General features: G+C 34.8%; 18 protein-coding genes. 14 read left to right on the forward strand and 4 right to left on the reverse strand.

Annotated elements, in window-relative coordinates:
• Window position 1: 1 nt before the first annotated feature.
• Both ED556_RS08995 and ED556_RS09000 read left to right on the forward strand, forming a co-directional pair.
• Entirely contained in the window at window positions 2-1,573 is a 1,572-nt protein-coding gene (locus tag ED556_RS08995; RefSeq protein WP_296322429.1) for an FMN-binding glutamate synthase family protein, read from the forward strand.
• Window positions 1,574-1,620: 47 nt separating this feature from the next.
• On the forward strand, window positions 1,621-2,142 hold the full coding sequence (locus ED556_RS09000; RefSeq protein ID WP_296322431.1) for a hypothetical protein: 522 nt from the start codon (window positions 1,621-1,623) through the stop codon (window positions 2,140-2,142).
• On the opposite strand, the gene ED556_RS09005 is transcribed toward ED556_RS09000, so the two are convergent.
• Both ED556_RS09005 and ED556_RS09010 read right to left on the reverse strand, forming a co-directional pair.
• Window positions 2,143-3,024, reverse strand: coding sequence for a patatin-like phospholipase family protein (locus ED556_RS09005; protein WP_296322436.1), 882 nt, complete (start codon window positions 3,022-3,024; stop codon window positions 2,143-2,145). It lies immediately after the preceding gene.
• Window positions 3,025-3,027: 3 nt separating this feature from the next.
• Window positions 3,028-4,992: a M1 family metallopeptidase gene (locus tag ED556_RS09010; protein ID WP_296322439.1), complete on the reverse strand. Its 1,965-nt coding sequence runs from the start codon at window positions 4,990-4,992 to the stop codon at window positions 3,028-3,030.
• A gap of 81 nt (window positions 4,993-5,073) precedes the next feature.
• Between ED556_RS09010 and ED556_RS09015 the strand changes: the two genes are divergently transcribed.
• A complete protein-coding gene (locus ED556_RS09015; protein WP_296322442.1) occupies window positions 5,074-7,608 on the forward strand; it encodes a DUF559 domain-containing protein in 2,535 nt (844 codons plus the stop codon).
• Window positions 7,609-7,722: 114 nt separating this feature from the next.
• Here ED556_RS09015 and ED556_RS09020 read toward each other — a convergent pair whose 3' ends face one another.
• The gene (locus ED556_RS09020) at window positions 7,723-8,808 is read right to left on the reverse strand and encodes a DUF2911 domain-containing protein (RefSeq protein WP_296322445.1); all 1,086 of its coding nucleotides are present in this window, start codon (window positions 8,806-8,808) and stop codon (window positions 7,723-7,725) included.
• Window positions 8,809-8,987: 179 nt separating this feature from the next.
• On the opposite strand from ED556_RS09020, the gene ED556_RS09025 reads away from it, so the two are divergent.
• From ED556_RS09025 to ED556_RS09065, 9 genes are all read left to right on the forward strand, one after another.
• Window positions 8,988-10,400 carry a TIGR00366 family protein gene (locus ED556_RS09025; protein ID WP_296322448.1) on the forward strand — a complete coding sequence of 471 codons (1,413 nt, stop codon included), beginning with the start codon at window positions 8,988-8,990 and terminating at the stop codon, window positions 10,398-10,400.
• A 108-nt stretch (window positions 10,401-10,508) separates the two neighbouring features.
• Window positions 10,509-12,125 carry a class I SAM-dependent methyltransferase gene (locus tag ED556_RS09030; RefSeq protein ID WP_296322451.1) on the forward strand — a complete coding sequence of 539 codons (1,617 nt, stop codon included), beginning with the start codon at window positions 10,509-10,511 and terminating at the stop codon, window positions 12,123-12,125.
• Window positions 12,122-12,535 carry a DUF3997 domain-containing protein gene (locus ED556_RS09035; RefSeq protein ID WP_296322454.1) on the forward strand — a complete coding sequence of 138 codons (414 nt, stop codon included), beginning with the start codon at window positions 12,122-12,124 and terminating at the stop codon, window positions 12,533-12,535. The genes ED556_RS09030 and ED556_RS09035 overlap by 4 nt, the downstream gene beginning before the upstream one ends.
• A gap of 18 nt (window positions 12,536-12,553) precedes the next feature.
• Window positions 12,554-12,799, forward strand: a complete 246-nt coding sequence (locus tag ED556_RS09040; protein WP_296322457.1) for a hypothetical protein — start codon at window positions 12,554-12,556, stop codon at window positions 12,797-12,799.
• A gap of 148 nt (window positions 12,800-12,947) precedes the next feature.
• Window positions 12,948-13,538, forward strand: coding sequence for a TetR/AcrR family transcriptional regulator (locus ED556_RS09045; protein WP_296322460.1), 591 nt, complete (start codon window positions 12,948-12,950; stop codon window positions 13,536-13,538).
• A gap of 77 nt (window positions 13,539-13,615) precedes the next feature.
• Window positions 13,616-14,275: a hypothetical protein gene (locus tag ED556_RS09050; protein ID WP_296322463.1), complete on the forward strand. Its 660-nt coding sequence runs from the start codon at window positions 13,616-13,618 to the stop codon at window positions 14,273-14,275.
• Window positions 14,272-14,640: a YciI family protein gene (locus tag ED556_RS09055; protein ID WP_296322465.1), complete on the forward strand. Its 369-nt coding sequence runs from the start codon at window positions 14,272-14,274 to the stop codon at window positions 14,638-14,640. Before ED556_RS09050 ends, ED556_RS09055 begins: the two co-directional genes overlap by 4 nt.
• A gap of 97 nt (window positions 14,641-14,737) precedes the next feature.
• Window positions 14,738-15,379: a DNA alkylation repair protein gene (locus ED556_RS09060; protein WP_296322468.1), complete on the forward strand. Its 642-nt coding sequence runs from the start codon at window positions 14,738-14,740 to the stop codon at window positions 15,377-15,379.
• A 33-nt stretch (window positions 15,380-15,412) separates the two neighbouring features.
• Window positions 15,413-16,132, forward strand: a complete 720-nt coding sequence (locus ED556_RS09065) for a VOC family protein (RefSeq protein WP_296322471.1) — start codon at window positions 15,413-15,415, stop codon at window positions 16,130-16,132.
• A gap of 5 nt (window positions 16,133-16,137) precedes the next feature.
• Here the strand turns inward: ED556_RS09065 and ED556_RS09070 are convergent, their stop codons facing one another.
• Entirely contained in the window at window positions 16,138-17,358 is a 1,221-nt protein-coding gene (locus ED556_RS09070; protein ID WP_296322474.1) for a TlpA disulfide reductase family protein, read from the reverse strand.
• A 118-nt stretch (window positions 17,359-17,476) separates the two neighbouring features.
• Between ED556_RS09070 and pheT the strand changes: the two genes are divergently transcribed.
• Window positions 17,477-19,903 (forward strand): phenylalanine--tRNA ligase subunit beta, encoded by a 2,427-nt coding sequence (pheT, locus tag ED556_RS09075; protein ID WP_296322477.1) that lies wholly within the window; start codon window positions 17,477-17,479, stop codon window positions 19,901-19,903.
• A gap of 4 nt (window positions 19,904-19,907) precedes the next feature.
• A complete protein-coding gene (locus ED556_RS09080; protein ID WP_296322480.1) occupies window positions 19,908-20,762 on the forward strand; it encodes a phosphatase PAP2 family protein in 855 nt (284 codons plus the stop codon).
• The last annotated feature ends 66 nt before the right edge of the window (window positions 20,763-20,828 follow it).

Raw genomic sequence — 20,828 nt, forward strand, 5'->3', positions numbered from 1 at the left:
TATGGCATCGATACTCGAATTTTTAGGTCAAATCCCTTGGTGGCTTTGGATTATTATTGCTCTTGGATTAGTAGCATTGCGTGATGTTCTTCAGCACAGACATACTATTAGCCACAACTTCCCTATTGTTGGGCATCTACGTTATTGGTTAGAAAGTATTGGTCCAGAAATGCGTCAATATTTTGTTGCAAATAACAGAGAAGAATTACCATTTAATCGTATTGAACGAGGTTGGATCTACGCTTCGGCGAAAAAGGAAAACAATTACGAGGGTTTTGGCACAGATAGAGATATATATGCGCATCAGCATATTTTTATCAATAATGCCATGATGCCTTATAAAATTGCTGAACATCATCCTAATGCGATAGATAAGTCTTTTTTACCGTGTGCAAAAGTTATGGGTGCTTACAATAAGCGTAAGCGACCTTATCGTCCAGCATCGATTATCAATATCTCTGCAATGAGTTTTGGTTCGTTATCAGCTAAGGCTGTAGAATCCTTAAATAAAGGCGTTAAAATTGCTGGTGCTTACCACAATACTGGTGAAGGTGGTTTATCTCCTTATCATAGCAATGGTGGTGATGTGGTGTTCCATTTTGGTACTGGCTATTTTGGTGTTAGGTCTAAAGATGGCGGCTTTTCCATGGAAAAGATGGTAAAACTTGTGGAAGATAATCCATTTATAAGAGCAATAGAAGTAAAGCTTTCTCAAGGTGCAAAACCTGGAAAAGGCGGCGTGCTTCCCGGAAAAAAGATTACTAAAGAAATTGCTGAAATACGTGGTGTTGAAGTTGGGAAAACCGTTTTATCTCCACCAAATCACAAAGCATTTTCTAATGTGCCTGAGCTTGTTGATTTTATAGAGAACATTGCAAAAGCGACTGGCTTACCTGTTGGCATAAAGGCCGCAATTGGTAAGTTAGATCAATGGGAAGAATTAGCGCAAATAATGAAAACTGAAAATCGTGGACCAGATTTTATTGCTGTAGATGGTGGCGAAGGCGGCACAGGTGCAGCACCTCCCAGTTTTGCGGATCACGTATCCTTACCTTGGATTTATGGGTTTAGTGATATTTATAAACTTTTCCAAAAACATAAAATTGAAGATCGTGTCGTATGGATTGGTAGCGGAAAGCTTGGATTTCCTGCAAAAGCAGCAATGGCATTTGCTATGGGTGTCGACTGTATTAATGTGGCACGTGAAGCCATGATGAGTATTGGTTGTATCCAAGCTCAGGTTTGCCACACTAACCGCTGTCCTGCGGGTATTGCCACTCAAAACAAATGGTTGCAAAATGGTATAAATATTCCTTTAAAGTCCGAACGACTAGCACAATACTTTAGTACCTTTAAAAAGGAATTGATTGAGATTACGCATGCTGCAGGTTATGAGCATCCATGCGAGTTTAAAATGAATGATATCGAAATGAATGTTGATGACCACAATCTTACGAAAGAGTTTGATAATACATTTGGTTACAATAAAACACCTGTAGGTTTTAATGGCATGCAAGATTTGAAAGATTGTATGCACCTAGGTGGAAAAGTCAATACTGAAGCCATATCCTAATTGCACAACTCCCTAAAACAATGTATGTTTGTTAAAAACCTAATATTATGACCTCAGATACTATCCTACAACTATTTCTTAGTTTATTGCCTACACTAATTGTTGCGGCTATAGCATATTATTTTTTTAAAGGACTAGTAGATAATGAAGATAAAAGACGTCGATTTCTACTTCAAAAAAGCATGCAAAAAGAATCGCTTCCAATACGCTTACAAGCCTATGAGCGCATGGCGTTATTCTTAGAACGTATCTCACCAAACAAATTACTTATAAGAGTATCTCCAATAACCTCAAATAAAGAAAGTTACGAATCTTTACTTATATCAACAATTGAACAAGAATTTGAGCATAATTTATCACAACAAATCTATATAAGTGACAAGTGCTGGAACATTATTAATGCAGCAAAAAATGCTACTATTCAATTAATACGTAAAGCAAGTATGAGTGAAAAAACAGATACTGCTAATAAATTACGTGAAGTCGTTTTAAATGGTCTCATGGAACGTGAAGCACCAAGTAACACAGCGTTATCGTTTATTAAAAATGAAGTTAGTGAATTGTGGTAACTAGCTATGCTTTTGTTCAGCATAATCATAACCTTGTTGCCACCATTTTTCCATTAAACGCTTACTGAAAATCAAGGAATTTTCTGTTAGCGAAGTTGGCGTGTAGTATAGATTTAACTTAACATTATTAGCCTTAGCAGCCAGTTTGCCAATCTCAATATCATTACGCTCTACCTGATCTAATAAGTGCCCAAATAAATTCAGCATTAAAGAAAACGGATTCTTACCTAAAACCTTCTGCTTATCCATGTTTTCAGCTTCTAAAACAATAGCATCTACCTCGGTTGCACCACGTGCAATTGCTTCACGAATTGGAATTACACTACCTAAACCACCATCAGCATATTCATGCCCATCAACCACAGCTAAGGACATAAACGGAATATAGTTGCAAGAAATCCATATCCAATTACAAAACTCTTCGTAAGTACATTCATTGATTGACTTATACTCTACCCTATTCATAGATAGATTTGCAACAGTGACCACAACATCGTGTCTCAGTGTTTTTATCAGTTTATATTCATCTTCCGTGAAGTTCCTTCTTATATTGCGCTTAAGTGCTTTACTTTCACCAAAAGTGCGCTTTCGCTTAATAAATTGCCACAAGGAATTCACAAAGTCTATTGACACAAACTCTCTATCACCTTTTTTACGTTGTACAAATGGACTTACACTAAAAATATCATGCTGTTGCACATTAGTGAATATATCGTACAACTTGCCTAATCTACCGCATGCTAAATGCGGCACCAACAAACTTCCTGTAGATGTCCCTAAAAACATATCGTACTCACGATACTCACGCTCAATAAGATATTGTGCAACACCGCCAGCAAAAGAGCCTTTGCTTCCACCTCCAGATATGACCAATGCTCGCATGTATTAATTCTGATTTAGTTTTTCTAACATCGCTTTAGAAAATTTAACCATTCGCCAATTATGATGTTTTGTTGTTTCTCTAAGATTGTTCTGACAATTTACCTCGCAAGCGCCAATTAAATTTAAATATTCAAATGCCTTCATACGCAATTCAAAATGCTGCTGCGGATCTGTATAGCTCATTAATTCCTTCAAATATTCGTCATTCTTATCAGATTCATACTCAAGTGTATTTAAAGCTAAAACCAACCATAATAAGCGCACGTTCTTGTCATTAAACCCAATTACAGATTTTGTTTTATTGAGATATTTTGAACGCTCTAAAGGAAAATTCACCCATAAGTTATATAAGGCGCTTTCTATAGTAAGATAGGATTTATCGTCGAGCAAGATCTCATATTTACCTTTTAAAGCTTCAGGAATTTTAGTGAGGTATTGAGCAATTGCTTGTCTAACCTTCAAAGACTCATTAAATGTTTCTTTTGATACTAAATCTGGACGTTGACCAATGACCTTTATTTTAGCTTCATCTGACGCGTAGTACTTTAAATAATTACTGCATTTAGAGCTATTTGTCTCGCAGTCAACCATGATGTATTCATTAATAAAAATCGATTGTCGTTTCAATATCTCTATAGCGTCCTCAAACGGAAATGCTTTATCTACAATCCACTTTGCAACAAAATCATCCAAAGGTTTCTCGTAAAGCGTTTCAACTTCAGATATAAAATCAGAAGTTTCCACATTAGTAAATTGATGCTTGTCAAGGTAATTTTTTACAGCAGTTCTAAAAACGATGCTACCGACTTTATCTCTTAAAGCATGCAAGACCCAAGTACCACGCTGATAAAACGTTAGGCTACTGGACTTAGGATTTAAAAGCGATGTGCCATTACCAGCCAAATCTTGCCTAGCGAGCTCTTGAGCGGAATTATACAGATTAAACATGTAATAATCTTCACCAAACACTTCTTTCTCAGCTAATAAAGCATAATACGTCGCAAAACCTTCTTGCAACCAATGATGCTCGCCTGAGGTTGCTGTAACCAAATCTCCAAACCACTGATGCGCCAACTCGTGCGCATTAACATTTACATAGTTTTTATCATTAAAGCCAGTAGAATCCACCATAAACGCATCAGAAAAAATGGTAAGACTTGTATTTTCCATACCGGCATACAGAAAATCATGCACCGGTACTTGCTTGTAGTTTTGCCATGGATACGGAAAACCAATTTCGTCTTCCAGAAAATCGAACATTAGTTTGGTATAACGATAGGTAGGCTCTATTTTAAGGGAATCTTCTGGATAGTAATAATATTCTAAAGGAATACCACTTTTTGAGGTCTCCACTTTTTTATCATAATCACCAACAACCAAAGCCACAAGATAGCTTGACATTGGCTTTTTCATTTTATAATACCACCTTTTGTATTTATAAAAACTCTCAACATCTGTTAAAGCACCATTAGAAATGACCTTAAGACTATCTTTAGACAAAATTTGCAATTCAAATATAATTTTGTCATTAACATCATCTATGCTAGGCAGCCAGTTACTGGTATACTTGCCTTGACCTTGCGTCCAGATTTGTGGCCCTTTTTTTCTTTTTAAAAAGTATAGTGCTTTTTTTGGATCGACTTTGTAGTTAATAAACAATTTATATTCTTTGTCTTTAGCAAAATTGTGCTTTACCCATATTTTGTTTTCATCTTGAGTAAAATCAACCTCTATTAGCGGGCTATCCTTTAAATAGAGATCTCGCAACTTCATATTCTTAGCATCAATAAAAATCGAATCTGTCGGCTTAATAATCTTGAAGGTAATAGTTTCATAACCATATACTCGTGATGAATCAATAAAAAAAGAAATATCAGCTTCTATCTTCTTAAAATCCACATAATCCGTTTGTTGTGCCGAAACTAGGACACCACAAAAAAAGTAAAACACTAACCACAATCGCTTCATATGGTAAATCTACACAAGGACATTGCCAAAATGCAAATCTTAAGACATTTCTTTTCTAGAAAATAAGTTAAATTCGCTTTTATGAGTGTTAATCTTCAAACTCCAATAGATTATTTAAAAGGCGTTGGCACAAATCGTGCAGATTTATTGCGCTCAGAACTTGGTATCAGTACGTATCAAGATCTCATCAACTTATTCCCAAACAGATATATAGACCGTACGCGCTATTATAAAGTCAATGAATTACGGCGCGACATAGCCGAAGTCCAGGTCATTGGTACAATTATAAACTTTAAAGAAGTAGCACAAAAAAGAGGCAAACGTCTTGTTGCAGAATTTAAAGACGATACAGGAATTATGGAATTGGTATGGTTTCGTGGGCAAAAATGGATTAGAGATAGCCTTAAAATAGGTCAAAATTATGTCATTTTTGGACGCATTAATTGGTTTAACGGCAAGTTTAGCATGCCACATCCTGAAATGGAATTGCAAGCTGAGCATGAAAAAAACTTGCGCACTGCAATGCAAGCCATATACCCATCGACTGAAAAATTAACAAATAAAGGCATAACCAATAGAGTGATTTCTAAAATCATGCAACAACTTTTTTTAGAAACCAAAGGCCAGTTTTATGAAACCTTATCCGATTCTGTTATTGAAGAATTGAAACTCATTTCAAAATCTGACGCGTTATTCAATGTGCATTTTCCTAAAAATGCAGAGCTGCTTTCACGTTCAAGATTCAGGTTAAAATTTGAAGAATTATTCTACATACAATTGCAATTAATTCTGAAAAATTTAATTCATAAATCAAAAATTAAAGGTCTGGTTTTTGACAAAGTAGGTGACTATTTCAATTCGTTTTTTAAAGACCATTTACCATTTGAATTAACCAACGCACAGAAACGTGTCTTGAAAGAAATTAGAGCAGATTTAGGTAGTAATGCACAAATGAATCGGCTTTTGCAAGGCGATGTAGGTTCTGGGAAGACCATAGTTGCCTTCATGTCAATGTTAATGGGGCTTGACAACGGTTTTCAATGTTGTTTAATGGCTCCGACTGAAATTTTGTCAGTTCAGCACTATATTGGATTATCAGAATTGTGTAATAGATTGAATATCAGTATTTCATTATTAACTGGATCAACTAAAACTTCAATGCGTAAAGAAATTCATGCACATCTCGAAAATGGGCAATTACAGATACTAGTTGGCACTCATGCACTTCTCGAGGATAAGGTGAAATTCAAAAATTTAGGGCTTGCAATTATAGACGAACAACACCGTTTTGGAGTGGCGCAAAGAAGTAAATTATGGAAAAAAGGCCCATCTCAATCTTCCCAAAGGGAAGAAGCAAAACTAATACTAGATAGGTATAAAACAGCTCGTCCATCGACTTACAGTTTGATGAAAGAATTACAACAAGAAAATAAAAAAAATAGCACCAAAGCTGAGCAAATATTGTGGGAATCATTAAGAGGAAAAAAAATAGGTTATAAATTTAGGAGGCAACATATCATTGATGAGTTTATTGTTGATTTTGTTTGCTTGGAAAAAAGCCTAGTTATTGAAATAGATGGTGGCTATCATAACAGAAAAGAACAACAAGAAATTGATGAAATACGTACATTTATATTAAAAGATTTAGGTTTTACTGTAATCCGGTTTAAAAATGAGGAAGTAATAGGCGATATTGATTCAGTAATAAACACAATTTTATCTAAACTGAAAAGTTTCTCCTCTGGAGAGATTAGAGAGGCTTTACCTCCACACATACTTGTGATGACCGCTACTCCAATTCCGAGAACCTTAGCCATGTCTGTTTATGGCGACCTTGATATTTCGGTCATAGACGAATTACCTGCAGGAAGAAAACCGATTAAAACGGTCCACCGGTATGATAATAATCGTCTTAAGGTTTTTCGATTTATAAGAGACGAAATTGGCAAAGGACGACAAATCTATGTTGTGTATCCGCTTATTCAGGAAAGTGAAAAAATGGATTATAAAGATTTAATGGATGGCTTTGAGAGTATTTCGAGAGAATTTCCTATGCCTGATTATCAAATTTCGATTGTTCATGGTAAAATGAAACCCGCTGATAAAGATTATGAGATGCAACGCTTTGTTGAAGGGAAAACACAAATAATGGTAGCCACGACCGTCATAGAAGTTGGTGTTAACGTGCCTAATGCATCAGTAATGATTATAGAAAGTGCTGAACGTTTTGGATTATCGCAGCTCCATCAATTACGAGGTCGCGTTGGTCGTGGAGCTGAACAGAGCTATTGCATTTTAATGACAAGCCACAAATTGAGCAACGAGAGCAAAACACGACTTGAAACCATGGTACGCACTAATGATGGCTTTGAAATTGCAGAAGTAGATTTACGACTTCGTGGACCAGGTGATGTTATGGGAACACAGCAAAGTGGTGTTTTAAACCTTAGAATTGCTGATGTTGTAAAGGATAAGGCTATTTTACAGCAAGCTAGATACTATGCCAAACAGGTTTTAAAACTCGACCCATCATTAAGTTTACCCGAACACAAGGCTATTCTTCACACGTATAAACAGATGAGTAAGTACAAGAATATTTGGAACTATATAAGTTAGTGAACCTAAAATCCTGAAACGAGTTCAGGATGATGATAAATAAAAAAAAGGCCTAGCCACCAACCACTACTAGGCCTCCAAAACATAAAAAATTCGTGTTTTGATGATGATTAATTACTTAGAATTAAGCTCTTTTAAACCTTTTTCAATACTAGCTTTTACGCGATCGTTTGGATTTAATGACAATGCTTTGGTGTAATGTTTCTTAGCAGATTTCACGTCACCTTTAGCCTTGTAACCGTCGGCTAAGCTACTATGCCAATTCGCGTTCTTAGAATCGCTCTCAACGTTGGTTTTGAAATATTTTATAGCTCTATCGTAATCCTCTGCTCTAATCATAGCATAACCCATACGGTTTATTTGCCCAGGATTTGCAAGACCTAAAGCCTCGTCCATTGTGGTGCCAAAGCCTTCAGCATCACCTTTCTTTTGAAGTATTTGAGCCTTTATAGCTAAACCGTTGAAAGTTTTTTGACTAAAAAACTGACCATCAAGCGCCGCATTTACCCACTGTAATGCTTCGTCTAAATCACCATCGTTATTTAAAGCAAAGTTTGCTGCTTGCTCCCAATTTTGTCTTGAGAAGCCTTTTTGCCCTTTAAATTGAGAACGTATATCAGACAATACAATATCAGTAACATCTACTTCAATTTTAAAAGGAAATGCTTTTTTCTCCCATTTTAAAGCTGCTGTTGTCGAGTTTTTATCAACTGCATCAAATGAAAAGGTCAATAATTCAGTAAATGCATTATCTGCAATAACTATATCTGCAGTAAGTACATCATTTTTTGGCTCGTAGAAATAGCTTCCCCAAGCATCTTTATCTGTAGATAAAATTAGCGTAGCATTGTTAGCATCTTTTACATTAAGATGTAAACCATAAGTACCAGCAGCAACAGCTTTTCCTTGGATTTTTACATCATGCGTAAAACTAATTGTTGTGTTTTCGTTAGCACCTGCTCGCCATGGTGCTGCCTTCGATGTTCCAAATCCTAGATTTGTTAATCCGTATGGTACAAGTTTACCCCAAATCTCACGGTCGTTTACACTTGGTCTAGAATAGGTAATGGTAATATCGGTAGTTCCTACACGTTGCATTACAGATGCCATTTGGCTTCCTCGCGGTGTGTTTAGTTGCGCGTTAACAGTTATTGTAGCTAATAACAGAAATGCAAAAAGAAAAGTAAGTCGGTTTTTCATTTTATTTTGATTGTTTAATTAGTACCACCAAATTAGAATCAATAATACCAACATGCTGTTATGGAGATGTTAAAGAACTCTGTACAATTGTTAATTAACGTATTATTAAGAGAAACTCTTTTAAGGCAAACTAATGAGATTGTTTTAGTATTTTTAGTTGCGATATTGACGTGTATATAATGAACAACAATCTACTCACTAAACTTGGTCAGAAATTTACCGATGCATTTACCAAATACATGCCTAGTGCTTATGTATTTGCCTTATTATTAACACTAATTACAGGCATATGTGCACTTACACTTACCGATAGCAAACCCATTGTAGTATTAGAAGGTTGGTACAATGGCTTTTGGAACCTACTCTCGTTTGGGATGCAAATTGTATTAATCATTATTACAGCCTATTGCATTGCACAATCATCACCTGTTAAAAAGGCCATTGACAAACTGGCATTATACATAAAGACACCAACGCAAGTGTATTTAATTGTAATTGCTTTAGGCGCTTTATTGTCCTTAATAAGCTTTGGTATGGTTGTGATCACAGCCATTTTAGGTCGTGAGTTAGCATTAAAAGTAAAAGGAGTCCACTACCCTTTTTTAGTAGCTTGTGTGTACTTTTCATTTAATGGTTGGGTTTGTGGATTCTCAAGTACAATTGCTTTGCTTTTAAACACAGAGAATAATTTTTTAATTCAAGATGGAATTCTGAACGGCACTTTACCCACAAGCTTTACACTTGGATCATCATTGAACTTAATAATGATTGCACTTTTTGTAATTGTAGCACCATTAATCATTTATGTATTGATTCCAAAATCCTCCGAAGGTAAAGAATTAAGTGATTTAGTTGATGAATCAGAAATGAATGATATTTCTGTGAAAGAAGAAGCTTTATCTTACAAATTACCATTTAAAGCAATGTCTGACGCGCTTAACAATGCTGGATGGTTACAGGTTATTGTTTCATTAGCGGGAATCTCATATATAGTATATTATTTCATTAAAAATGATTTTGTGACTAGCCTTAATTTAAACATTGTAATATTTACTTTTTTAATGGCTGGTATGCTACTACACATTACACCTATGCGCTATAGTATTGCTATGAAACGTGCGAGTAGTAATATCTCTGGCATCTTGTTTCAATATCCGTTTTACGCTGGTATTATGGGTATAATGTTAGCATCAGGTTTAGGTACAAAAATTAGTGAAGCTTTAGTCACTATTGCCACGCCTGAAAATTATGCCTTTATCTCTTATCTAACTGGTGGTGTTGTTAACTTTGCCATACCATCTGCTGGTGGCGAGTTTGCTGTGATTGGACCAAGTATTATTAATATGGTACAAGAGCTTGGCACTAACCTATCCCCTAACGAAGTTACCGCCATGACAGCAAGAGCTTCAATGTCTGTGGCGTATGGTGAGAGTTTAAGTAACTTATTACAACCCTTCTTTTTACTTATTGTTTTCCCTGTAATGGGCAAAGGCATTAAAATACAAGCACGCGATGTGGTTGGCTATTTGTTTATACCTTTTGTAATTATGTTTGTATTACAAGTAATATTAGTGACGTATGTGCCGATATAAAAAAGTCTAATAATAATACTTTGCCAGAATTTACTATCTTTCACTTACGGCAGAAAAGTTAGCTAGACATTTCCTCTAACTGACTATATAACTGCCTACTAAATCAATATGAATCCCGATCAAAAAACACGCTTAAGAGACAAACTATTCCGTCACCTAGATGGCATCGTTATATGTCCAACAGCTTATACTCTAAAAAAACACGGCGTAACCGATTACCTATTACAACAAAATAACGTAGCACTAAATGAGTTGACAGAAAAATTCAACGCTAATGAAGGCTATTTAAATGTAGCTTTAAGAGGATTATGCTCTCAAGGCTGGTTAACACAACATATTGATAATAGTACGGACACCATTAGCTATGAAACCAATGCCTCGTCGGAAATTGCATTTAATTATTTTGATCTCTTTAAAGATGTTTCAGACTTAATGAAAATGTCTGAGAATTATCATCCTCGAAAGTTTGAAATCGAGCCTTTTTTGAAATTGGAAAGTATCTACAAAACATACAGAACCAATTATGGTCTCAAACTGTCAACAGAAGATTCTCGAAGACAAATTGAAGAACAAATCTTAACACATATTGAAGGTGTAATTGTTGGACCAACCCTAGTGAATTTGGGTATTACGGGTATGTTTCATAAGTACTTTATGGAAGCACGATTTAGACCTGAAGAATTCCATAAAAATCATGAAGAGTTTGACCGACTTCTAGGCATATTAACTGAGCTTGGTTGGTTCGATAAAAAAAATGGCACTTATGCCTTTACAGAAACCGGATTATTTTTTGCTAAAAGAGCATCAGCCTATGGTGTTACCGTGTCCTATATTCCTACGCTCAGAAAATTAGACGACCTCATTTTTGGAGATCCGTTAATTCTTAAAAATACAAGTGGCTCTGAAGAGCAGCACGTAGATAGAGAAATGAATATTTGGGGAAGTGGCGGAGCGCACAGCTCTTACTTTAAAGTAGTTGACAAAATTATCATTGACATTTTCAACAAGCCAATCGAAGAGCAACCACAAGGCATTCTTGATATGGGTTGTGGTAATGGTGCATTTCTTCAGCATTTGTTTTCAGTGATAGAAAATCAGACGTACAGAGGTACTATTTTAGATGAACATCCTTTGATGTTGATAGGCGTAGACTATAATGAAGCTGCTTTGAAGGTGTCAAAGGCTAACCTCATTATGGCAGACATTTGGGCAAAAATAGTTTGGGGCGATATCGGAAATCCTGATCTTTTGGCCCATGACTTAAAAGAAAAATACGATATAGCCTTAGGTGAATTACTCAACGTAAGAACTTTTTTAGACCATAATAGAATTTGGAAAGCTCCTGAAACCAAATCCTCAAGAGTAAGTACATCTTCTGGTGCATTTGCTTACCAAGGTCAACGGATTGGTAATAATTTGGTTGCTGAATCATTAAAAGAACACATAAAAAAGTGGACACCTTATGTAGAAAAGTTTGGCTTGTTGCTTATTGAGCTACACACCGTAAAACCAGAACTAGTTGCGCAAAACATAGGGAAAACTGCTGCAACTGCTTACGACTTAACGCACGGATATTCTGACCAATATATACTTGAGATAGATGAATACTTAGATGTCATTCAAGAAGCTGGTTTGGTACCGGATATGGAGCAGTTTAGAAAATTCCCTGATACTGAATTTGCCACCGTTTCTATTAGTTTACTGAAATCGAAAAGCACACATTGAAAACCAAATTTCTTATAGCACTACTCACAATTCTAACCTTGAATTCGTGCTTTGTATTCGATAATGATTCTGATAAAATTATAGGTAATTACGAAGTCTCGTGGATTGATACTCCTAAAACTCGTGCAGTTTGCGAACGATTTAGTTCCACCGGTTGTTCAGTTCTTGTTAGTGAATATGTATATGCTGTTGGTCATAACTCAGAGTTTATAATTGTGAAGCAGCACCCAACTAGCGGTTTTGAAAATAACTATGAAATCGATACAACAAAAACGAATTATTTTATCCTAGATATTAGAGAAGAAAGCAAAGTTATTGGTCCAATGACTAGATTGGATTTTGATAAAAAAGTCTTAGAATTGAATATTAGTAATATTGCATTCGACCAGATTTATCCTAAGAATTTGTGACAACCAAAACTATATTAAATGAAAAAGTTAGTAGAACCTTTACTCTATATAATAGGCTTTGCATTAATAATACAACTACTAATTAGGCTTAAGTATGCACCTCTTGTTTTACTTAGTGTTGTTGATGAAGGCATTACTATTTGGCAACGATTGTACTTATTAGGGTTAATAACGTTATGGGTAATTCTCTTTATTATGGCTATATTACTACTAAGAAACGCCACGAGGATAGGGATTAAATTCTATGATAACATCAAAAAATAGATAAAACTCAAAATAACTAAAAAACTACTCAGGCTCTCCTAAAAAGCATGGGAAGACATCATTGCTTTAATTATCAACCTCTTAAACAATTATCAAAAATTCTTCCTAAAAGTTTTTAAAAAAACATACTAATTAGTATGTTTGTGGTATGAGTAAAGCCCAAAATACCAGGTTGCATATACTTAATAAGTCCTTTGATTTAATCTATGTCAATGGATATCAAGCTACAAGCGTAGATAAAATCATTGAGACTACGCAAGTCACTAAAGGTGCATTTTATTATCATTTTAAAGATAAAGAAGACATGGGCTTAGCTATGATAGACGATGTTTTACTACCAAGACTTAATAGAATATTAATTAACCCCTTAAGCGATGAAGGTCATCCATTAGATAGGATATATAACAGTATAAAGACAAATCTTTTAACAGGGAAAGATTTTGATCCACGTTATGGATGTCCTATGAATAACTTAATACAAGAGATGAGCCCAATTAGTTCTGGCTTTAAAACAAAGCTTAAAAAAGTAATCAATCATTGGCGAGAAGCATTAATAAGTGTACTAGATGAAGCTAAAAATGCCGGTCAATTAAACTCGAATATAGAACCAAATGATGTGGCTAATTTTATTATTGTTGGCTATGAAGGCTTAAGAGCAACAGGAAAACTAGAAACTAATATGAACTTATATAAATCCTATATAAGACAATTAAAATTTTATCTCGACAACCTTAAATAATTTTTTTTAACCAAAAACATACTGATTAGTATGTTTTAAATTAATAATAACTAATAATAATTTTTAAATCAGAATTTATGGAATCAATTTTTTATCAAAACACAACCTATTGGGTCATCTTTGTTGACATCGTTGCAGCTTTAGGAACATTATGGCTGTTTAAAACAGGTAGGGCAAAACAAAGTACACTATTAACGGTAGGTATAGTTTTCATCGTATCTATCGCAGTTATGCATTGGTTATTTGGTGGTCAAAACCTTTTACCAGCTGATCTACCAGGATGGATTTTTTATATAATTATACTAGGTGGTGCTTTAACTATAGTGGCTTTACTTGACATCACTTCAAAACCCATAATGGATAATTTATCCCAAGAGCATTTACAAATTGTACAAGGATTAAGAGTCTTTGTCGGAGGTGGCTTTCTTATGGAAGGTGTGGTCAATGTCATACCAGGTTGGTTTAGCATCTTAGATGGTTACTTCCATATAGCATCGGGGTTTTTAGCTTTATTAGCTGCGATTGCTTTTTTAAAAAATTGGAAAGACAATAAAACATTATTGTGGATAGCTAATATTGTTGGTCTTACAGATATCATTGTAATAGTTACCGGAATTTGCTTCTTGGTTTGGAGTGATTTAGGACCATTTCATAATATGAATTATGTGGTTTTTGGAGCTGGCCCTATATTATTGTGGCTACATTTTAATTCAATAAAAAAGCTACTAAGCAAATGAGATTATTAATCATTCTATTGCTAAGTATTTTATGGCATACAACTATGGAAGCACAAAAAAGAGAAACATTTTTATACGATTTAGAACTCATTGAGAAGTTTAAAACTAAATCACAATGGACAGATAAGGAACATGAGATACAAAAAGCGCATGTGAACTATCTCGATAGTTTAACCAACTCAAGAAAGATCTTTTTAGCTGGTATAAAAGAGCAAGGACTAAAACATCACACGGGTTTAGTAATCTTGAATGTAAGCAATTACGAAGAGGCTTTTAAGATTGTACAAAATGACCCATCAATTAAAACAGGAATGATGGTTGGACATATAAAGAAAATAAATATTTACTTCTTAATGCCAGAATAAAGCTGATAAAACCATCAGTAAAACAATAGCGATTTGGGTGTTTACTCAAAGCGCTTTTTGTTTTAATTATATTATATTGTTATATAAAATTTAAAGCATGAAACGTTCACCAAAAGCAGATGCCATTTTTTCTCAAATTAACCAAGATACCAAACTTGGAGACCTACGAAAAATAGCTAAAGACATAAAAAAAGACCATAATTTAGCTATGGAACTTTGGTCAACCGGACATTTTTTACCACGACAATTAGCGATTCTCATCATGGACAAAAAGTTGTTAAATCAAGACGTCATTAATCAACTAGATAATGATATCCAGAATCATGGTTTTGAAGAACGCAACCATTTAATAGATTGGTTAATGGCTAACCAATTAACAAAGGATAAAAAAATAGTTACATTAATAGAATCTTGGGAAGATAGCTCGTCATCACTTCAAAGACGTGTATTTTGGTACTATCAAGCTAGATTACGTTGGATGGGAAATACCAATCATTCAAATACAGAATATCTACTCTCTTCTATCGAAAAAAACTTAATGACAGAACAGCCCGAAGTACAATGGGCTATGAATTATACTGCTGGTCAAATTGGTAAGTGGCAAGAAGAACATCGTAAAAGATGTATTTCTATTGGCGAATCTACCAAGCTATATAAAGACGAAATTGTTGCTAAAAACTGTACACCTAGCTATTTGCCTGAATTTATACGAATTGAAGTCGAAAAATTGAATAAATAAACTGTTGTTTTACACTGAAAAACAGCCAATATCATGACGCCAAACAACATAATATTCGCAGATCTATCAACATATACTCCTAAAAAGAGTATGGCGTTTTATGAGCATACTTTTAAATGGAATTACTATGAGAGTAATGACTATTATGTTGCATACCTAGGAAACACACAAGTAACAGGTTTATACGAAACACCTGATAAGTTTCAACAAATGGGAATGCCGCATTTTTGGATGATGTATATACAAGTATCAAATGTTGATGCTACCATAAGATTAGCAAAACAATTTGGAGCTATCATAGAAATGAGTTACGAGCTCATTGGTTTTGGCAAAGTTGCATTGTTACGAGACCCATTAGGTGCTGGTTTTACGATTTATGAAGGAGATAAGCTCAATAACACACGAACAAAAAACACAAAAAACACCCTTGTATGGAACGAGCTGCATGTCTCAAATGCTAATGCCGTAATTCCATTTTACGAAGGCATTTTTAATTGGAAAATCACAGAAACTCAAGATGGCTTATATCCGATTTTAAATCAAGAGCAAGAGCATATCGCTGATATTTTAGAAATCTCAAATCAATACAAAGGAAAATATGAATATTGGGTCTGTACTTTTGGAGTTGAAAGTTTAGAAACTACTAAGAATCTAATCTTAGAAAATGACGGCAACCTAATTAATCAAGAAGGCAGCAGAGCACTATTTACCGATAATTCCGGTGAAGCCTTTTTCTATATCCAAGAGGTTTAGAAAGTCTATTCTGCTAATAACTCAGCTACAAAACTTTCAAAATCGTTTTTAAACTCAATATATTTTTCACCCGTAGCTGGTCCGTTAAAACCCGTATGTATTTTACGTACGTTTCCTTTTTTATCTATAAAAATTGAAGTCGGATAAGACAAGACATGATTAAGCATTGGAAGCTTTTCTTGTGCTTTGGCTTTATCACCTGTACCATATTGAGCTAAAAGTACCGGGTATTCTATGCCTATTTTAGTTTTTAGACGCTTAATTCGGTCAAAAGCTATGGTTTCAGTCTTTGCATATTCAAAGGCTAAGGCTATAATTTCAAAATCTTTGTTGGTATTTGCCTTATAAAAATCCGTGTAGTATTTGCTTTCATCCAAGCAATTTGGACACCAAGTTCCCATAATTTGTACTACTATCACTTTATCTTTAAAACGTTCGTCGGTAAGACTCACAGGGTTTCCATCAGCATCAGGAAACGTAAAATCTATACGGTCGTAACCTTCTTTTAAATAGGTTAAACTTTCAGCATCTGGTAATTCGTAATTAGGGTTGCGTTTTGCAACAAAAGGTTCTTTCCAATGATTACCGGAATAAAACTGACCTTCCATTGTAGAGTCAGATACTTTTGCAGTAAATAAAAAAGCGTGTGCGCCATCAAAAGTAGATAGCTTCATAACATCGCCATCCATAACACCTTCTAAATAACGATAATCGCCAGTCGTAGTTCTGAATGTGCCGTAAACAAAATGGTCAACTTGAGTGAAAATACCTTTGGCAATATATTCATCTTCTTCAACACCTTGACTAAATACAGCCTCCCAAACACCTTCAACAGATTGTGTTGCTGGCACTAATTTAGGCTCTGGAAAACGCACATCGTTATTATATTCTGCTCTAAAAGGCACTACTCTATCTCGGCTTTCATTTACAAATGTTCCTGTAAGATTATCATCTTCAAAAACAGCTGCGATATAACCTTCAAATACTGGTGCTTGGATAAATACAGAATCGTTGCGGTACGTAACCTCATCTACTTCAATAATTTCTTCAGCATTAAATATGTTTAAAGTCGTTGCTGAATTTACCTCAAACAAAAAGGGTAATTCCTTATTATCCTTCAGCTCCAAAACAGCTCTATAAGTCCCATTTTTAAGGGTTTTTACTGTACTTTCATTTTTACATGACGCTAATAATAACACTAAGGTAAGTCCTAATAAATATCGCATTGAAATAGATTTTTAATAATGTTCGAAATAACAACAAATACCTTACATAAAAAAGCAAAGACTCAATTTCGTTAAGCGACAACTATTATTATCTTTGTGGCTTCATTGAATTGAGATTATGAAGATATCTTACAACTGGTTAAAGCAGTTTATAAATATAGATTGGGAAGCCGATAAAACTGGCGAATTATTGACTGACCTTGGATTAGAAATTGAAGGTATAGAAGCATACGAGTCCGTAAAAGGTGGACTTAAAGGTATTGTTGTTGGTAAAGTAATTACTTGTGAGCAACACCCAAATGCCGATCGATTAAAAGTTACTACTGTAGATATTGGTGGTGATGCGCCAGTGCAAATAGTTTGTGGAGCACCTAATGTTGCAGCTGGTCAAAAAGTTCCTGTAGCGACGATTGGTACTACACTATATACAGCTGAAGGAGAAGCTTGGAAGATTAAAAAAGGTAAAATTCGTGGTGAGGAAAGCCATGGTATGATTTGCGCTGAAGACGAACTTGGTCTTGGCGAATCGCACGATGGAATAATGGTTTTGGATTCCAAAATTAAAGTAGGCACACCTGCAGCCGATATTTTTAATATTGAGAATGATAGTGTTTTCGAAATTGGATTAACACCAAACCGCGCTGATGCTATGAGTCATTATGGCGTAGCACGTGACCTCAAAGCTGGATTACTTCAAAAAGATTTACAGCTAGAATTAATAACGCCTTCTGTTAGCTCATATCATGTTGATGCACGTTCGCTTAAAATTGATGTTGATGTTCAGGATAAAGACAAATGTCCGCGATATTGTGGTGTAACTATTAGTGGTATTAAAGTAGAACCTTCACCTAGCTGGTTACAGAATAGATTAAAGGCTATTGGATTATCGCCAATAAACAATATTGTTGATATTACTAACTATGTATTACATGAGTTAGGACAGCCTTTACATGCATTTGACGCTAATAAAGTTTCAGGTAATAAAGTAGAAGTTAAAACCTGTAAAGCAGGAACCAAGTTTACAACACTTGATGAAGTAGAACGCGAATTGCATGAAGAAGATTTAATGATCTGTGATGGCGAAAAACCAATGTGTATTGCTGGTGTTTTTGGCGGAATCCATTCAGGTGTTAGTGAAGCTACCACAAGTATCTTTTTAGAAAGTGCGTATTTCGATCCTGTAAGTGTTCGTAAAACTGCAAAACGTCACGGTCTAAACACTGATGCGTCGTTCCGATTTGAGCGTGGTATTGACCCAAACATTACAGAATATGCCTTAAAACGTGCAGCTTTACTTATAACTGAGATTGCCGGTGGTGAAATATCTAGCGATATTTCTGACACATATCCTAATAAAATAAAAGATTTTGAAGTTAGGTTAAGCTTTGATAATGCCAAAAAATTAATTGGTGAAGAAATTCCTAGAGAAACGATTAAAAGTATTCTTACATCTCTAGAGATTAAAGTTAATAATGTTACTGAAACAGGCTTAGGACTTACGGTACCAGCATACAGAAATGATGTGCAGCGAGAGGCAGATATTATTGAAGAAATCCTAAGAGTTTATGGGTACAATAATATTGGTACTACTACCAAACTTAATGCTTCAATCTCTAACTCTTCACGTTTTGAAGATTATAAATTGCAAAATGTAATTGGTAATCAATTAGTAGCTCAAGGTTTTTACGAAATTATGGCAAATTCATTAACTATTGCCAAGTATACTGAGTTAAGTGAACAGCTAAATAATGACCATAATGTCGAAATGCTTAATCCATTAAGTAACGATTTGGGTGTTATGCGTCAATCGTTATTATTCTCTGGTTTAGAAGCAATTGCACATAATATTAACCGAAAACAAAACGATTTAAAACTGTTTGAATTCGGAAAAACATACCATGCCTTCCCTGAAAATAGAGAAGAATACAAACATCTGTCTTTATTTGTTACTGGTAATACCACTAAAGAAAACTGGAAGTCTGGAGCATCTCCGAGTGATTTCTTCTTTATGAAAGGTATTATCGAAGCTATTCTAGATAGGCTAGGTTTAAATCGATTAAAATCTTCACCTATTAAAACGGATGTGTTAAGTGAAGGTATGAGTCTGTCTTTAGGAAAGAAAAAATTGGTAGACTTCGGTTTAGTAAAGAAATCCGTATTAAAGCATTTTGGTATTTCTCAGAATGTTTTGTTTGCAGATTTTAACTGGGATAATGTGTTGGAGATGGCTAAACACAATAGCATTAAGTTTAAAGCCATCCCAAAATATCCTGAAGTACGTCGTGACTTTGCGTTATTGTTAGATAAGTCTGTTGCTTTTGAAGATATCTATACTATTGCTAAACAAACAGAAAGGCAATTACTGAAAAATGTAAACCTTTTTGATGTATACGAAGGTAAAAACCTTCCTGAAGGCAAAAAGAGTTATGCTGTTAGTTTTACATTGCAAGATGAACACAAAACGCTAACTGATAAGCAAATTGACAAAATTATGTCTAAATTACAATCGAATTTTGAATCTAAACTTGGAGCTGAACTTAGATAATATTATGAACTACAGACTTATTTTATGTATCGGTATTTTTATTATAGGAATAAATAAGTCTGGCTCACAAGAGCTAACAGTAAAAAAAGATTCAGTCGTACCTATGACGGTATGGGAAATGGCAAAGTACGATACGCGCTATACTCTAAAAAGTGTTGGACATGCCTTTACAAGACCCTTACATTGGAAAGGAAAAGACTTTGCGAAGTTTGGAGGCCTAATTGGTGGTACGGTATTGCTTAGTGTTGCAGACGAACCTATTCGTGATTTTGTTCAAAATCAAAAAAGTGATTTTCCAAGAGCTGTAAGAGATTTTGGTTGGTACTTTGGTAGCCCTCAAAATTATTTCATGGCAAATGCAGGTTTGTATGGCTTTGGGCTTTTTACAAAAAATGAAAAAATACGTAAGACGAGTGTTTTAATTATTTCATCCTCAATAACGACAGGTTTAATACAAACAATTACCAAAAACGCAATTGGTCGTGCTAGACCAGATCATAGAGATGATCCTTATGCGTTTTCATCTTTTGCAAATGATGCTGGTTTTAGATCTTTCCCATCAGGGCATACGGTATTATCAGTAACTATGGCGCACTCAATTGCCAAGCAATTTGAAAACCCATGGGTAAAAGCTGGTATTTATACTATTGGAGCCATTCCTCCTATTTCGAGAATGATTGATGATGCCCATTGGTTTACGGATATCGCTTTTAGTGCTGTATTAAGTATTGTTGTTGTTGATGCTATCGATAAATTTCTATTTCAAGAAGAAGCATACGACTATCCAAAACGCCAAAAACAAATCTCTTGGAATCTTAGATTTTCAGCTAACCAAATAGGATTTGTTGGTACGTTTTAGATTGCTGTTATTTATCATTTTATTTACACTTTAACTACGCTATATTTTTTACTTTTACATTAATTA

The sequence above is a fragment of the Winogradskyella sp. genome (genome assembly GCF_003712105.1).
GTDB lineage: Bacteria > Bacteroidota > Bacteroidia > Flavobacteriales > Flavobacteriaceae > Winogradskyella.

What these genes read in the sequence shown, in the direction of transcription:
- ED556_RS08995 (WP_296322429.1), top strand. Translation starts at nt 2, where the DNA reads ATGGCATCGATACTCGAATTTTTAGGTCAAATCCCTTGGTGGCTTTGG.
- ED556_RS09000 (WP_296322431.1), top strand. Translation starts at nt 1,621, where the DNA reads ATGACCTCAGATACTATCCTACAACTATTTCTTAGTTTATTGCCTACA.
- ED556_RS09005 (WP_296322436.1), bottom strand. Translation starts at nt 3,024, where the DNA reads ATGCGAGCATTGGTCATATCTGGAGGTGGAAGCAAAGGCTCTTTTGCT.
- ED556_RS09010 (WP_296322439.1), bottom strand. Translation starts at nt 4,992, where the DNA reads ATGAAGCGATTGTGGTTAGTGTTTTACTTTTTTTGTGGTGTCCTAGTT.
- ED556_RS09015 (WP_296322442.1), top strand. Translation starts at nt 5,074, where the DNA reads ATGAGTGTTAATCTTCAAACTCCAATAGATTATTTAAAAGGCGTTGGC.
- ED556_RS09020 (WP_296322445.1), bottom strand. Translation starts at nt 8,808, where the DNA reads ATGAAAAACCGACTTACTTTTCTTTTTGCATTTCTGTTATTAGCTACA.
- ED556_RS09025 (WP_296322448.1), top strand. Translation starts at nt 8,988, where the DNA reads ATGAACAACAATCTACTCACTAAACTTGGTCAGAAATTTACCGATGCA.
- ED556_RS09030 (WP_296322451.1), top strand. Translation starts at nt 10,509, where the DNA reads ATGAATCCCGATCAAAAAACACGCTTAAGAGACAAACTATTCCGTCAC.
- ED556_RS09040 (WP_296322457.1), top strand. Translation starts at nt 12,554, where the DNA reads ATGAAAAAGTTAGTAGAACCTTTACTCTATATAATAGGCTTTGCATTA.
- ED556_RS09045 (WP_296322460.1), top strand. Translation starts at nt 12,948, where the DNA reads ATGAGTAAAGCCCAAAATACCAGGTTGCATATACTTAATAAGTCCTTT.
- ED556_RS09050 (WP_296322463.1), top strand. Translation starts at nt 13,616, where the DNA reads ATGGAATCAATTTTTTATCAAAACACAACCTATTGGGTCATCTTTGTT.
- ED556_RS09055 (WP_296322465.1), top strand. Translation starts at nt 14,272, where the DNA reads ATGAGATTATTAATCATTCTATTGCTAAGTATTTTATGGCATACAACT.
- ED556_RS09060 (WP_296322468.1), top strand. Translation starts at nt 14,738, where the DNA reads ATGAAACGTTCACCAAAAGCAGATGCCATTTTTTCTCAAATTAACCAA.
- ED556_RS09065 (WP_296322471.1), top strand. Translation starts at nt 15,413, where the DNA reads ATGACGCCAAACAACATAATATTCGCAGATCTATCAACATATACTCCT.
- ED556_RS09070 (WP_296322474.1), bottom strand. Translation starts at nt 17,358, where the DNA reads ATGCGATATTTATTAGGACTTACCTTAGTGTTATTATTAGCGTCATGT.
- pheT (WP_296322477.1), top strand. Translation starts at nt 17,477, where the DNA reads ATGAAGATATCTTACAACTGGTTAAAGCAGTTTATAAATATAGATTGG.
- ED556_RS09080 (WP_296322480.1), top strand. Translation starts at nt 19,908, where the DNA reads ATGAACTACAGACTTATTTTATGTATCGGTATTTTTATTATAGGAATA.